This window comes from Peribacillus sp. FSL M8-0224 (genome assembly GCF_038003055.1).
GTDB lineage: Bacteria > Bacillota > Bacilli > Bacillales > DSM-1321 > Peribacillus > Peribacillus frigoritolerans.
Window position 1 is genome coordinate 560,743 of sequence record NZ_JBBOOJ010000001.1, and the last position, 13,111, is coordinate 573,853.

General features: G+C 40.5%; 9 protein-coding genes. 5 read left to right on the forward strand and 4 right to left on the reverse strand.

Annotation, left to right across the window (positions count from 1 at the left end; translation table 11 throughout):
* Positions 1-77: 77 nt before the first annotated feature.
* Complete coding sequence (locus MKX49_RS02675) at positions 78-1,478, reverse strand: sigma-54 interaction domain-containing protein (RefSeq protein ID WP_445670099.1); 1,401 nt, start codon at positions 1,476-1,478, stop codon at positions 78-80.
* Between the two features lie 269 nt (positions 1,479-1,747).
* Here MKX49_RS02675 and MKX49_RS02680 point away from each other — a divergent pair, with 269 nt between their 5' ends.
* The 3 genes from MKX49_RS02680 to MKX49_RS02690 all read left to right on the forward strand — a co-directional run bounded on the left by MKX49_RS02680 (position 1,748) and on the right by MKX49_RS02690 (position 5,599).
* Entirely contained in the window at positions 1,748-3,421 is a 1,674-nt protein-coding gene (locus tag MKX49_RS02680; protein WP_238141706.1) for an alpha-keto acid decarboxylase family protein, read from the forward strand.
* A gap of 1,132 nt (positions 3,422-4,553) precedes the next feature.
* On the forward strand, positions 4,554-4,757 hold the full coding sequence (locus tag MKX49_RS02685) for a hypothetical protein (RefSeq protein WP_340874742.1): 204 nt from the start codon (positions 4,554-4,556) through the stop codon (positions 4,755-4,757).
* Between the two features lie 431 nt (positions 4,758-5,188).
* Positions 5,189-5,599: a hypothetical protein gene (locus MKX49_RS02690; RefSeq protein ID WP_340874744.1), complete on the forward strand. Its 411-nt coding sequence runs from the start codon at positions 5,189-5,191 to the stop codon at positions 5,597-5,599.
* 879 nt (positions 5,600-6,478) lie between these two features.
* On the opposite strand, the gene MKX49_RS02695 is transcribed toward MKX49_RS02690, so the two are convergent.
* The 3 genes from MKX49_RS02695 to MKX49_RS02705 all read right to left on the reverse strand — a co-directional run bounded on the left by MKX49_RS02695 (position 6,479) and on the right by MKX49_RS02705 (position 10,540).
* On the reverse strand, positions 6,479-7,651 hold the full coding sequence (locus tag MKX49_RS02695; protein WP_340874746.1) for a C40 family peptidase: 1,173 nt from the start codon (positions 7,649-7,651) through the stop codon (positions 6,479-6,481).
* Positions 7,652-8,235: 584 nt separating this feature from the next.
* Complete coding sequence (locus tag MKX49_RS02700) at positions 8,236-8,859, reverse strand: DNA-3-methyladenine glycosylase (RefSeq protein ID WP_340874748.1); 624 nt, start codon at positions 8,857-8,859, stop codon at positions 8,236-8,238.
* A 115-nt stretch (positions 8,860-8,974) separates the two neighbouring features.
* Entirely contained in the window at positions 8,975-10,540 is a 1,566-nt protein-coding gene (locus tag MKX49_RS02705) for an MDR family MFS transporter (RefSeq protein WP_340874751.1), read from the reverse strand.
* 286 nt (positions 10,541-10,826) lie between these two features.
* Here MKX49_RS02705 and proC point away from each other — a divergent pair, with 286 nt between their 5' ends.
* Both proC and MKX49_RS02715 read left to right on the forward strand, forming a co-directional pair.
* Positions 10,827-11,633 carry a pyrroline-5-carboxylate reductase gene (proC, locus tag MKX49_RS02710; RefSeq protein WP_340874754.1) on the forward strand — a complete coding sequence of 269 codons (807 nt, stop codon included), beginning with the start codon at positions 10,827-10,829 and terminating at the stop codon, positions 11,631-11,633.
* Positions 11,634-11,715: 82 nt separating this feature from the next.
* A complete protein-coding gene (locus tag MKX49_RS02715) occupies positions 11,716-13,083 on the forward strand; it encodes an FAD-binding oxidoreductase (RefSeq protein ID WP_323597814.1) in 1,368 nt (455 codons plus the stop codon).
* Positions 13,084-13,111 lie beyond the last annotated feature (28 nt).

Sequence of the window (13,111 nt, forward strand, 5' to 3'; positions counted from 1 at the left end):
GACCTCGATACGCTGGTCTCCTTTTTATACAGGTAAAAAAAGTGGATACTGCATTGAAACATTCTTCCATCCCCCTGTTATTTAATGGGCAGATGATCTTTATATTTCTTCATTTTCCTGACGACGGAAGGCTGGCTGATACCTAAGAATTTAGCCATTTCATAAGTGGACTTGCATTGTTTACTCGCTTTCATCATCATCCATTTTTCGACTTGTTCGAGGGCGGTATTGAGATCACTATCATCAACCATCATATTGTCGATCATTAGGGTATCATCTATTTTCTCCAAAGATTCTTGTCCATGGAAATGGGAGGGGAGAAAGCCTGGGAAAATGATGGAGTCTTCCGAGGTCAAAATGAGCCGTTCAATCAGGTTTTCCAATTCACGCACGTTTCCTGACCATTTATGCTGAATCAGTATTTCGTAAGTGGAAGGGTGCAATTTCTTATCCGACTTGTATTTCTTATTGATGATTTCGAGATTATGATTGATTAAGATGGCAATGTCTTCTTTTCTTTCGCGTAACGGCGGTATTTGGATGGGAATCACATTTAAGCGATAATACAAATCGAGCCTGAATGTTCCCTTCTCCACCATTTCCTCAAGGTTTTGATTGGTTGCCGTCACAAGCCGGAAATCAATCTTATGCTCTTTTTTTCCTCCCACTCTTTTAAAGGTCTTCTCTTGCAGGACATTTAATAACTTCACTTGCATATCGAGGGGAAGCTCCCCGATTTCATCCAGAAATAAGGTTCCGTTATCTGCTTGTTCGATCAGCCCTTGCTTCCCCTGCTTCTGCGCTCCGGTGAAGGATCCCGCTTCATATCCAAACATTTCCGATTCAAAGAGACTTTCTGGGATGGTACTGCAGTTGACTTCGATGAATGGCTCTTTGCTGCGGTAACTCTGATTATGCAGCCGGCGGGCGAATACGCTCTTTCCCACACCGGATTCCCCAAGAAGCATGACTGTCGCATCCGTTTTGGAAACACGGTGTACCGTTTTGGCGATTTGCCGCATTTCCTTGCTGCGATAGATTAACTCCTCCTGTTCCCTTAGTTCCTCGACCTCCGATTGGTATTCTTGAATCTTTTTCTCCAATTGACCGTACTGATCCTGGAGGTTCCTGATTTCAGTTTGATCTTGGGCATAGCTGACGACACGAATCAATTCACCATCATCATCAAAGATGGGATAGGCCGTCGACATGACGATTTTTCCCGTCTTCGTTTGCTGCATGATCTGGATAGGTGTTTTCTCTTTCAATACCATGGCGGAAATCGAAGGTGAAAGGATTCCTTCCGTTTCGAGCTGGTAAACGGACTTTCCAAGGTAATGTTCCGGTTCAATTCCATATATCCACCAATGGTTAGGATTCGTGAATAAAATGAATCCTTTTTCATCGGTCACGGTAATATTATTATTGGATGTGTTGATAATGCATTCCAAAACTCTTTTGACGTTGTTATCACTCATCATTTTCCCCCTTATCCACTGTGCCGGTGATTCAAATATAAATCAAAAACAGAAGCGAAATCAAGAATTTTCAGATATTTTGATTTGGAATTGAATCATTTTTTATAAGAATCATGCCTGGGATAGTCTCACTCATTTCATTTATCAAAGCTAAAACTAGAGTAATAGAGACGCCACCCACATTAAAGTAGATGGATACTTATACGGTTAACCTACTTATGTTTGGGTATAAATAAAGTAGAGAGTAATCGATTGAAGGAGTGATTGACTTGGCTGAAAACACAACCTTGGGACAATATTTATACGACTGCTTAAAAGCAGAAGGCATTACAGAGATTTTTGGTGTGCCCGGAGACTATAATTTCTCATTGCTAGATACTTTGGAAGATTACGATGGGATTGAGTTTATTAATGGACGAAATGAACTCAATGCTGGATACGCAGCGGACGCATATGCCCGGGTGAAGGGCATGTCGGCACTGATAACCACCTTTGGTGTCGGTGAAATGAGCGCATGTAATGCAATCGCTGGAGCGTACAGTGAAAATGTGCCGCTCATCCATATTGTCGGCTCGCCAAAGACCATGATGCAGCAGGAAAAGGAGCTTGCCCACCATACGTTAATGGATGGAGATTTTGATGTTTTCCGTAAGGTTTATGAGCATATTACCGGTTATACAGCAATACTTACACCAGAAAACGCAGCTAGGGAGATACCGGCTGCAATCAAAATCGCGAAAGAAAAGAAAAAGCCCGTTTATTTGGTGGTGGCTATCGATCTCGTTGAAAAACCATTGCTTTCTCACGGTAAGACATCAGAAAACATGACCAAAACGAATGTCGATGCTTTGCAGTCAGCAGTGAAGCATATAAAAGGCATGTTAGAACATGTAAATAAAGCCGTTCTGCTTGTCGACGTGAAAACACTTCGTTATAACCTGCAGAAACCCGTACTGCAGCTCGCTGAGAGGTTAAATGTTCCAGTTGCTTCATTGATGCAGGGGAAAAGCGGGTTTGATGAGAGTCATCCCCAGTATATTGGTGTATACGGCGGAGCTTTCGGAAGTAAGGATGTAACTGAGACTGTTGAAGAAGCGGATTTGATCATAGCCGTTGGTGCTGTTTGGTCAGACGTCAATACTTCCAAAGGTACAGCAAAGCTTAACCCGTTGAAAATGGTGGAAATACAGCCTGACACATTAAAAGTGGGGGAAGCCAGTTATATGAATGTCAAGGCGGAGGAAATACTAAATGCGCTCCAGGACATTGGCTACCGTCAGAACGAATCTGTCGGAAACATCTCGTTTCCGTATGACACAATGGTGGAAGACCCGTCAGCACCACTGAAAGCGACTTCCTATTATCCTCGAATTCAGCAAATGTTGAAGGAAAATGATATTGTGGTCACGGAAACAGGAACATTCTCTTATGGCATGTCACAGGTCAGATTGCCGAAAGGGGCGACCTACATAGCCCAGGGAGGCTGGCAAAGCATTGGTTATGCGACGCCCGCAGCTTTCGGTGCTTGTATAGCGGATAGAAACCGGCGTGTTCTTTTGTTTACCGGGGACGGATCGATACAGCTGACAGCACAGGAAATAAGCTCGATGCTGGAAAACGGGTGTAAGCCCATCGTGTTTATCCTCAACAATAACGGCTATACGATAGAAAAATTCTTAAACGTAAAAGTCGATATAGAAAAACAGAAATACAACGAGATACCAGAGTGGAATTATACAAAACTGGCTGAAGCATTTGGTCAAGAGGCATTCACAGCAAGAGTCGAGACGAATGGTGAACTGGATGAAGCCATTACAAATGCCCAAGATATGAACGCCGATAAACTTTGCCTTATAGAACTGGTCGTGAAAGATCAAATGGATGCACCGGATTATTTGAAAAAAATAAGGCAGTACCTTGAAGAGCAAGAGAAACTAAAGTAATTCCATGTTCGAATGCACTCAACCCTGATTAAACACTAGAATGTTTATGAAACCTCACTAGATTGAAGAATTATGAAATACTCCGCCGAATAACTGGTAGCCGAGACACCACAGGCGCTTGCTTTGAGGTGGCTTGGCAGAAAGCCGGCGGAAAGGAAGCGGATTTCTGGAATCGACTGAAATGTAATTTAAGAAAAAACCGTAGTCTAGGCTCATCCCGAACAAAGTTTAAGACGAGGTGATCCTTGAGTTTTTTTACATTAATCCTTAAAGGATGGAAGAAATTTGCGACCACTCCTGCCGAGTAACTGGCTAGCCGAGACACCACAGGCGCTTGCTTTGAGGTAGCTTGGCAGACAGCCGGCGGAAAGGGAGCGGATTACTGGAATCGACTGAAATGTAATTTAAGAAAAAACCGTAGTCTAGGCTCATCCCGAACAAAGTTTAAGACGAGTTGATTCTTGAGGTTTTTTTACATTAATCCTTAAAGGATGGAAGAAATTTGCGACACTCCTGCCGAGTAACTGGCTAGCCGAGACCCCGGAGACGTTTACGTCGAGGAGGCTTGGCAGACAGTCGGCGGAAAGGGAGCGGATTTCTGGAATCGACTGAAATGTAAAAAAACGTAGGCTGGACACATCCGAACCAATTTAAGACGAGGTGATCCTTGCTGTTTTTTTACAGTAATTCATAAAGGATGGAAGAAATTTGCGACACTCCTGCCGAGTAACTGGCTAGCCGAGACACCACAGGCGCTTGCTTTGAGGTGGCTTGGCAGACAGTCGGCGTTAAAGGGAGCTGATTTCTGAAAGCGCCTGGAACGTTTTTGAAAGAAAAAAGCTCAGGCAAACTTACTCTTCTTATTAGTATACTTTCTGAAAAGGTCTTCTGTGATGAAGGCCTTTTTTTGTTGGAAATAATGTACTTACTTAGATCTGCACGGCCAAATCAAGGACAATAATGCAAGTTGAAAAACTGAACAGGATATATCCAAAAAGACAATACCAATATTGGTAACTGTCATTTCAAAATTGAAACCAAGAATTTTTAAACTAAGAGTATTATGAAGATATCATGAAGTAATAGGAAAAATATTCTTATCGCAATTTCTGTAGAGAAGGAGATCCAAACAATGCGTAAAAATGTATCATTAGCGCGGTTAATAGAGTTTAATAAAGAAAATCTCAATAATAATCAGATGTTCATAGATCTTATAGAAGAAAAAGTCCATAGAAAGCAAGTTGAAATGCAGGAAAGGCATCTAACTAAACAGGCAGGTGAGGGAAATGTTATTAAGAAAGGCTTGGTTATTACAACAAACGATTACCTATCATAGAAAAAAGAAGGATGAAATAGGCCAACGAAAGGAATTATCAAGCTTTGAAGGAGTCCGTATCAGTAATCAACTGAATTATGCGATTGTGGAAATGCAAAGGTTAATGCTCCAGGTATGAGGAAAGAGAGGATAATGTAGTAAATACAATAGGACGGATCTTCGGAGCCCCAATACAATCCGAGAATTCGTATTAACGCTTCCAGGATTCTCTTAATATGAAACGCTTCGACGATGAAATACATAAATAAAAACCTAAGTAACCAAATCAATTTCTTTGCGCTTTGTCAGCATTTACTCGATTAATCAGAGCACGAAGGCATTCCCTTTAACTTTATCGACTGTATAATCGAAAAAAAATAGTATGAATTAGCTAAACGAAAACGATGAGTTTAATAATTATACATAAAATTAAAATATTGGGGGATAATGAGATGATAAAAAAATTTTATAAGAGTACATTTGTTTTAATTTTAGTATTTAGTATAATTACACCAGTGTTTCCCAATAAAACTGCAGAAGCTTGTTATCCGGCATATCAATGTATGTCTAAACCAATTTTGCCAACAAATTACAAATTGTATTTTAGTAATAAGAATAGATCAAAAGGATTATTAGTCGGTTCATTAGCAATAGGAGCTGCTGGTTTGATTCCTGGAATGAGTGTTACATCATTTTTAGCTGGATCTGCATTTGGAATAAAGGAATATTCAAAGGGCTATATGTCATACAAGGTATATATCAAAAGAAGTTCAAAATCTAATAAAAAAGGACAACTTAAATTTGTATATTATAAAGAGAAGAATTTTAAGGGGGCAACTAAAACTACCTATTCAGATTTTTAAAATTGAAAAGAGGTGTTGATAATGAGTAAGTATTGGTCTTATAAAATCTTTTTAACTGGTGTGTTTATTATTGCTACTATTATCTTTTACAAATTCGGGTTTACTAGTGAAGGTTTAGTTTACTTTGTATTTTTTGCAATACTTTTAAGTGTTTTGAGTATTTTTAATCGTAAAATCAACTATAAAAAAAAGACTTAATACTTTAACAAATTAAAAATAAATTTCCAGTTATAAATAATAAACCACAATTGAATTATTGCGCTTTTATGCGATTGTGGAGATGTAAAGGTTAATGCGCAAGAAATGAGTCAAAAAGATAATGATGTGGGAACATTTGTAGGTAACGGTGTAAAATGATTTTTAATTTTTTTGAATATTATATCATTTTATATTGAGAGAGTCTTGGAGCCATTATCTCTACCTATTGTTTTGCCTTGGAAAAGGTAACTGCTCTGAAGTCAGCTAGTTAATATAAATGATAATTGCTGGATAGGAGCCAGGATACTATTTTGTCAGGTGTGTAATTGGCAGAATCGATAATCACTAAAAGTATTTATGCTACAATTTTTCATCATTGCGGGTAATCCAGCAAAAGTGATGAAAATGTTACTTGCTAAAGAGACTAATAGAACTGAAAAAAATATATTTTTTATGAAAATATGACCAGTATCTGACAGTGGAGGGACTCTCCTTAAGGGACAATCTGAAATGGAAGCTTGTTTTCCTCATTACAAAGGAAATTGTAATATGGAACCTACTAGTGCATTTGTATCGTAACACCAGTTGGCGGCTATTTTACATTATGATACGCAAAAAAGCGTGTATGATATTTTATCAAACCACGCTTTTTTGCTCTTTATCGTTTACTGTCATCATCATTTAGTTAAGAACCCGGACCGCCTTCACAAAGCTAGGTCCCCAGTAGGAATTGTTGATGTTAGCGTAGGAAACACCTTTAGATGTCGAAGCATTCAGCATTTGACCGTTACCGGCATAAATTCCTACATGATTGATTACTCCATCATTATTGGTATCAAAAAATACTAAATCCCCTTTTTGCAGGGCTTTCGAGGATACAGCTGTACCAACGTTTGATTGGGCCACTGAATTTCGAGGCAAGGAAATACCTGCACTTTGGAATGCCCTTAATGTGAAGGATGAGCAATCAAATACGTCAGTGCGTGAAGTGCTCGCACCGTAAACATACTTGGCTCCCATGTATTTAGCACCAGCTGCCAAAACTTGATCTGCTTTGGTGGATTTGGACGGTTTATTACTTGCAGATGCCGAGGCCTTCCCTGAAACCCGGATGGTTTGGCCGATACGAATACGATCTGAGTTAGAAATATTAGGGTTTATTTTAAGTAAGGCACTAAGGGAAAGGTTATATCTTTTAGCGATTGTTGATAAGGAATCCCCTAATTTAACGACATAAACGTCTGTTGTATTTTTACTTTTATCCGGGTTGCTGGTAATGGCATTAACCTTCAAGACCTGGCCGGGAAAAATGAGAGTGCTAGTCAAATGGTTTATAGACTTTAATTGTTGGACAGTCATATTATTGACTCTGGCAATTTTGCCCAGTGTATCCCCGGATTTGACTTTATATGTAGCATTTGAACTGTTTTTAGCCGTAGAGCTGGATCCAGAGGCTTGTCCGGAAACCCGGATGGTTTGGCCAATATATATCCGGTCCGAATTAGAAATACTAGGGTTTAATTTAAGCAGGGCACTAACGGATACATTATATTTATTGGCAATTTTAGATAAAGAATCCCCAAGTTTAACCACATATTTTTCGGTTTTATCTTTATTTTTAACTGTACTGTTGTTAAGAGTATTAAATTTCAAGACTTGGCCGGGAAAAATAAGGTTACTAGTCAAATGGTTTTGAGATTTTAAGTGCTGGACAGTTGTATTATTGGCTTTAGAGATTTTATCTAGGGTGTCCCCTGATTTAACTTGATAAGAACCAGCATAAGCAGAAGTGCCGGCGATTAGGGTACCTATAATGGTCCCCGCAAGAATGAAAGAGTTTTTAGAATTGTTCATTTAGGAAAGTTCCTCCTGATGTGGTAAAAAAATATCTAGCATTTATATTATAAAGGTATGGAATATAAAAAACATGGCCCATATCAATAAAATTCAACTTTTTCATCATTTTTCGGGTTATTCTGTTACAGGAAAATGGGAGTTTGGTACATCGGGTGGGTTCATTGGAGTATAAGAGGACCAAATCTTGGAATTTTGCATAAATGGATAGCTAGTAAACTCAAAAGAGCATTTCGTATAATGGAAGTTTGAGTTACGGTAATTAAAAGAAAGGTAAGAATAATAAATCCTTACCTTTCCGTGATTAATTTTTTAATTTTGTACGTAGGGGGCATCAGGCTCACGATTTTACTATGTGATGATACTTTGAGTAGGGGAATGGCTTTTTTGAATGGCTGATTATATATGGATTTCATACCAAACATTTAGATATTATTACCGGGGTAATTGGCTGGATACCTAAAGCTTTCATTCACTACTTTTTGATATATCGGAATGCTTACGGACATAGTAAAATCCCCTCAAAGTTGCGTAACATCCACAGAGTTTATACAGTTCACTTAGAGGGGATAACATCACGGAGACTATTTTGGTCCCCTGTTTTTAATTAAGTTCTTACGGGATATATATGGATTGTCGGTAACCCAGAAACGCCAAGGGTAATCTTTTGCTTCCCCGGAGTTGTCGATTCCGACGCGGGGGCCGCTGGATATGTGGCCAGGCTTTTTTCCTGCAGCCAGATAAAGCGGGGGGTCCGTAAAAGATCGACCATAATCATCCATGGTGATGCCTAGTGCCTTTGTTAGCTTCCCTGGTCCATCGGTCCATTTACGAATATCGGCAATTCCGCGTCTTTCCTGCATTAACTCGAGACCTGAATACGGTTCAATCGCGCGAATTAATATGGCTTCCGGATTTTCAGGTCCGCCGCTTACGACATTGACCAGTGTATGTGTGTGCATGACGTATGTATAGATCAAACCGGAATTTCCGAACATCACTTCCGTCCGTTTTGTCCGTCTATTTCCAAAACTATGTGCGGCCCTGTCCCCAGGTCCAATATAGGCCTCTGTTTCAACAATGAATCCAGAAGCGGTTCCATCCGCTGTTTCTTTTACGATCAGGCAGCCAAGAAGGGATTTTGCCAGTTCAAGCGTGGGCTGCTGATAAAAATCTGCAGGCAAAATTGAATCGTTTATCTTGTTCATAGTATCACCCCATTTAGTCTCATATAGGTAAAATTCCCTTATCAATGAAAAAGAAACATAGGATTGAAGGGATGAAAAAGGCCGGCTGATTATATCAGCCGGTCCCGAGCATATTTTAGCCTAATTCTTTTTCCGTTTCTTGATCTCTTTTGATTCGGCCCGAACCCACGGAAAGTGCCACTAATATCCCTGCGGAAACAAAAAAGATACCGGTGATGAAAACACTGGAGAATGCATCGATCCAAGCATTTTCTATCGTTTTTACAAGGACATTGCTGACTTCTGCGGGCATTTTAAGGTTTTCAGGATAAAGCATGATGTTGAATAACGTATCCGTTTTATCGGCTAATGCTTTCAGTGCTTCATGCAATACAGGGTCCTTTTGACTTACGACCGCATCATCCATATTTTGCTGGAGATTGTGATTCATGACAGCATTCAAAATCGTGATGCCCATCGTTCCACCTATTGATCGGAAGAAAGTTGAAGCCGCTGTAACCGACCCGAGCTGCGATTTTGGAAATTCGTTTTGAACGGCAATCATCAATGTCGGCATGACAAGCCCCATACCTATCCCAAGGATGGCCATGAATGAGTACGCAGTGAATATAGTCGTACTGCCGTCCATCGTACTCATTAGGAAAAAGCCAAGCGTCGCAAAGGCCATTCCAAAGGTAAGCACGGTACGAAAACGGAATTTCAAAAGTAACCGCCCGCCAATGATGCTGGAAAGAATCATACCGATCATCATTGGAGTCATGGTCGATCCCGCTTTTGTTGGTGAAACTCCCAAAACTCCTTGCATGAACAGCGGGACGAACATGATTGCCCCAAACATGCCAAGGCCAAGCAGGAATCCTAAAATATTCGTGGTGGAAAAAACCCTATTTTTAAAGAGGGATAAATCAAGGATCGGTTCGACCGCTCTTCTTTCAAAAATGATGAATAGGACAATGAAGACAATGGTGCTGCCGAAAATCAAGATAGATTCCAGTGATAACCATTCGAATTTATCACCACCGAAGGTCAAGCCAAGCAATAACAGGACAATACCAGGAATCAAGGTGAAGATCCCTAGATAATCGATATTCACTTTCTCGGTTTTCCTTATCGCTTCATGTTTCAGTCCTACATAAATCAAAATGGCCGATAGTAAGCCCGTCGGTACATTGATCAAAAAGATCCAATGCCAGCTGATATGGTCAACGATCAGGCCGCCCAGAAAAGGGCCGATGACAGAACTTAATCCAAAAAGGGCTCCGAATACACCCTGCCATTTGGCTCTTTGTTCCGCAGAGAATATATCGCCGATGATTGTTTGGGATAAAGGCATGATCATTCCGCCGCCGATTCCCTGCAGACCTCTGTAGATGATCAATTGCTCCATCGAAGTGGCTGTGGCACATAAAAACGAACCGATCGTAAATATGATTGTGCCAAGCAGATAAAGGGAACGCCTGCCATATAAATCAGATAGCTTTCCAACAATGGGTACAACAGTCGTTGAGGCTATTAAATAGGCAGTCGTTACCCATGCAAAGATGGTGAAACCATTCAATTCCCCGATAATTGTCGGCATGGCCGTACCGACGATCGTCTGTTCCAATGAACTGAAAAACATTCCTATGATCAATCCTGTTAAGACAAGCTTGGTATTGACCGCTTTTTTTTCCATTTGCATAGCATTTCTCCATTTCTATAACTGTATTTCTTATTCGTTTGTGACTAATAGGTCAAAATTATAAATCTCTAATGACCAATTAGTCAACGATTTTTTTTTGCAAAAGAATTCAATTACTTGACTATATTGCGTAAAGGTGAATATAAAGATTCATCCATATCACTTTAAGTAATTCGACCAGAAACCACCAAATCCTTCCTGATTAATATCTCCAACGTGTTTCCATTTATCATATTCGATATAATAAAGTGGAACATAGATGAACTTATGATTGGAAGTGTAAGATATGAATAAAAAAATCGGGTTTATTGGATGCGGCAAAATGGGTGAGGCAATGCTTGAGGGCATGCTGCATGCAGAGGTCATTTCACCTGAAGGAATCATGGTCAGTACTTCGAGTGCGGAGACCAAAACTAAAATCACCACGAAATATAACGTTAGAGGTACTTTGGATAATAAAGAGGTTGCCGGTTTTGCCGATTTTCTCTTTCTGGGGATCCAACCTGCCATGCATAAGCAAGTACTTGAAGAAGTGAAGAATCATGTTAAAGAAGACACCGTTATCATTACTATGGCAGCAGGGATCACTGTATCTCTAGTTGAGAAAAGTTTCGAAAAAAGAGTGAAGGTTGTCCGGACGATGCCAAACACTCCTTCGTTTGTCGGTGAAGGCATGACTGCCATGTGCATCAATGATGAAATTACCGATGCTGATATAGAGGATGTGACTGCACTGCTGAATAGTTTCGGTAAAACGGAAATCCTGCATGAAGATTTGATGGACGCAGTTCCGGCCATCAGCGGTTCGTCGCCTGCTTATGTTTATATGTTCATCGAGGCGCTGGCTGATGGAGGGGTCCGTGATGGCATTCCACGAAAACAAGCATACCGAATGGCAGCACAAGCTGTAATGGGAGCTGCTAAAATGGTACTGGAAACGGAAAGGCATCCTGCTGCTTTAAAGGATGATGTCTGCACGCCGGGCGGATCAACGATATCTGCGGTAGCGTCTTTAGAAGAGAATCAGCTAAGATCCAGCATTCTGCAAGCAATGAAGGCCTGCACGGATAAAACGAAAGGTTTCAGTAAATGAAGAAAGATGGATTGCCTATTAGCGGGCAATCTCATTCGTGTAATATTTTCAGAATGTTTGGAGAAAAGAGGGGGCTGCAATAATGAAAGGTTATATAGAAGAATTAAGGAAGATACTTTCGGAAGAACAAGTAACGGTGAATGAAACTTTATTGGAACAGCACAGCCATGATGAATCATATCACACCCCTCATTTACCGGATATGGTCATATATCCAAGGGATACTGCAGAAGTAAGCGCAGTCATGCGTTATGCGAATGAGCATGAAATACCAGTCATTCCTTTTGGGTTAGGATCAAGTTTGGAGGGGCATGTCGTTCCAGTCAAAGGGGGTATTTCCCTGGATTTGTCCTTGATGAATCAAATATTGGAAATCAGGGAAAATGATTTCCTTGTTAAGGTCCAACCGGGTGTGACAAGGACGCAACTTAATAAAGAATTAAAAAAATACGGTTTGTTCTTTTCCGTCGATCCTGGCGCCGATGCTACATTGGGTGGGATGGCAGCTACGAATGCAAGTGGGACGACCTCGGTTAAATATGGGATAATGCGCGATCAAGTCAGGGATTTGGAAGTGGTTTTAGCAAACGGTGAAGTGATTCATTCCGGAAGCTTAGCGACAAAATCATCTTCAGGCATTCATTTGAATGGCTTGTTTGTCGGCTCTGAAGGTACGCTGGGTGTATTTACTGAACTGACATTGAAGGTATATGGCATCCCTGAAGTCACAATGGCCGGAAGAGCCTCATTTCCAACCGTCGAACAGGCAGTATCTGCGGTTAATGGGATCATGCTTGCTGGAATCCCGATTGCACGAATTGAATTGGTGGATGCCGAGTCCATAAAAAAAGTTAATCAATTCATGGACAAATCCTATGATGTCCAACCAACTCTATTCCTCGAGTTTCATGGGAATTTTGCCGGACTGGAACAGGACGTCAAATTTGCCAAGGAAATCGTAAGTGATTTTGGCTGTGGAGATATCCAGTTTGAAACCGATTCAAAAGCACGGAACGCCTTATGGGAAGCGCGCCATAATCTCGCGTACGCTTTCATTCATAGTGCACCCGGAAAAAGGCTTATGGTGACTGACGTAAGTGTGCCACTACATGAATTATCGAATGCCATACTGGATACAAGGAAGAAAGTCGAAAAATCCAAAGTGGAGGGTGCGATTGTAGGACATGTAGGTGACGGGAATTATCACGTATTGTTCATGATTGATTTAAAAAATCCTGAAGAAGTTAAAGAAGCGAAGAGGTTAAATGAAGAAATCGTCGAATATGCATTAACAAAAGGCGGTACATGTACGGGTGAACATGGGGTAGGACTTGGAAAATCGAAGTATCAGCGAAGGGAGCATGGAGCTGCTTATGAAGTGATGAAAACGATCAAACAGGCTTTGGATCCGAAAGGAATAATGAATCCTGGAAAGATTTTCATAGATTAAGAGGAATATTCTATTTTGTATGATTAGT

Excerpts from the sequence above, each read along its gene's own strand:
- MKX49_RS02675 (WP_445670099.1), bottom strand. The coding sequence starts at position 1,478 with ATGAGTGATAACAACGTCAAAAGAGTTTTGGAATGCATTATCAACACA.
- MKX49_RS02685 (WP_340874742.1), top strand. The coding sequence starts at position 4,554 with ATGCGTAAAAATGTATCATTAGCGCGGTTAATAGAGTTTAATAAAGAA.
- MKX49_RS02690 (WP_340874744.1), top strand. The coding sequence starts at position 5,189 with ATGATAAAAAAATTTTATAAGAGTACATTTGTTTTAATTTTAGTATTT.
- MKX49_RS02695 (WP_340874746.1), bottom strand. The coding sequence starts at position 7,651 with ATGAACAATTCTAAAAACTCTTTCATTCTTGCGGGGACCATTATAGGT.
- MKX49_RS02700 (WP_340874748.1), bottom strand. The coding sequence starts at position 8,859 with ATGAACAAGATAAACGATTCAATTTTGCCTGCAGATTTTTATCAGCAG.
- MKX49_RS02705 (WP_340874751.1), bottom strand. The coding sequence starts at position 10,540 with ATGCAAATGGAAAAAAAAGCGGTCAATACCAAGCTTGTCTTAACAGGA.
- proC (WP_340874754.1), top strand. The coding sequence starts at position 10,827 with ATGAATAAAAAAATCGGGTTTATTGGATGCGGCAAAATGGGTGAGGCA.
- MKX49_RS02715 (WP_323597814.1), top strand. The coding sequence starts at position 11,716 with ATGAAAGGTTATATAGAAGAATTAAGGAAGATACTTTCGGAAGAACAA.